Genomic DNA, 747 nt, shown 5'->3' with positions numbered 1-747 from the left:
AGCAAGATCTCGATGTTGTTCGTCTGAGCACCAAGAACATCAAGAACTACACACAAGCGATCAAGCCGGTTACGCGCACGCGGATGCCCTACGATACCTCGTGGTCGTATCTGATCGGCCCTGGCGACATCCTCAGTATCGACGTCTACGATCACCCGGAACTGACTATGCCTGCCGGACCCGACCGTAGCGCAAGCGAGAACGGCTTCCGTGTTCAGGCCGACGGGCGATTTTTCTACCCCCATATCGGCGAGATCGAAGCTGGAGGGCGCTCGATTGAGCAAGTGCGAAGTGACCTGTCCCAGAAGCTGCGCCAGATTATTCCTGAGCCGCAGGTTGTTGCTCGGGTCGCAGAGTTCAATTCTCAAAGCGTCTTGGTCGGTGGAGAAGTCAACGCGCCGAACCGGCAGACCTTGAACTCGGTACCGCTTACGCTGTTTCAGGCGGTGAACGCCGCCGGCGGCGGCACCGAAGAAGCGGATTTGAGCCGTATCACTGTGAAACGCAATGGCCACACCTATGGCGTTGACCTGAACGGGTTCTTGCGTGCCAACTATGTTCAAAACAACCCGATCCTACGTGCTGGCGACGTCGTACACGTGCCTGAACTGCGCAATGAGCAGGCCTATATTCTCGGTGAAGTCGACAAGCCCAGCGTTGTTGATCTGGCGAAAGAGCCAATCAACTTGACGCAAGCTCTCGCGAACCAGGGGGGCTTGAAAGAGGTGCGCGCGGATGCGCGAGGGG

At 57.6% G+C, this 747-nt stretch carries 1 protein-coding gene; it reads left to right on the top strand.

The window, feature by feature from the left end; genetic code table 11:
* A partial coding sequence (locus MK745_RS19660; protein ID WP_243614863.1) for a polysaccharide biosynthesis/export family protein occupies positions 1-747 on the top strand: 747 nt, incomplete at both ends.

This window comes from Shimia aestuarii (assembly GCF_022814865.1).
In the GTDB taxonomy this organism is placed as follows: Bacteria; Pseudomonadota; Alphaproteobacteria; order Rhodobacterales; family Rhodobacteraceae; genus Shimia; species Shimia aestuarii_A.
The sequence above is the reverse complement of the archived record's forward strand: the minus strand, read 5'-3'. Positions and strand labels throughout refer to the sequence as shown.